Origin of the sequence: Lipingzhangella rawalii (assembly GCF_031628175.1) — a bacterium.
Taxonomy (GTDB): domain Bacteria; phylum Actinomycetota; class Actinomycetes; order Streptosporangiales; family Streptosporangiaceae; genus Lipingzhangella_A; species Lipingzhangella_A rawalii.
The window spans coordinates 1-502 of record NZ_JAVLVT010000046.1 but is presented as its reverse complement, the minus strand read 5'-3'; the positions used below and the strand labels follow the sequence as shown (position 1 = coordinate 502).

Annotated in this window: 1 protein-coding gene; it reads right to left on the bottom strand. The window is 71.9% G+C overall.

Annotation, left to right across the window (positions count from 1 at the left end; translation table 11 throughout):
• The coding region (locus RIF23_RS20695) for a beta-ketoacyl [acyl carrier protein] synthase domain-containing protein (RefSeq protein ID WP_310914312.1) at positions 1-502 on the bottom strand (502 nt) is incomplete at both ends.

The following is a 502-nucleotide window of genomic DNA, read 5'->3' as shown; positions in this document are numbered from 1 at the left end:
GGCACGCACCACCGCCTGCTGGGCACGTCCATTCGGGGCGGTGAGTTGGCTGCTGGCCCCGTCCTGGTTGAGCGCGCTGCCTCGGATGGTTGCCAGGATGCGCCGGCCGTTGCGGCGCGCGTCACTGAGCCGTTCCAACAGCACCATTCCCGCGCCTTCGGACCAGATGGTGCCGTCGGCAGCCGCGGCGAAGGCCTTGCAGCGGCCGTCGGGGGCCAGGCCACGCTGGCGGGAGAAGGCGACCCAGGGTCCGGGATTCGCATACACGGTCACGCCGCCGGCCAGCGCCATCGAACACTCTCCCGCCCGCAACGCCCGCACCGCCGCATGCACCGCCACCAACGACGACGAACACGCCGTATCCACCGTCACCGCCGGCCCCTCCAGGCCCAGGGTGTAGGCGATCCGGCCTGCGGCCACGGCTGGCATGACCCCCGTCATCAGGTGGGCATCCACGGAGGAGGGGGCCTGGTGGAGCCGGGGGCCGTAGTCTTGCCCAACT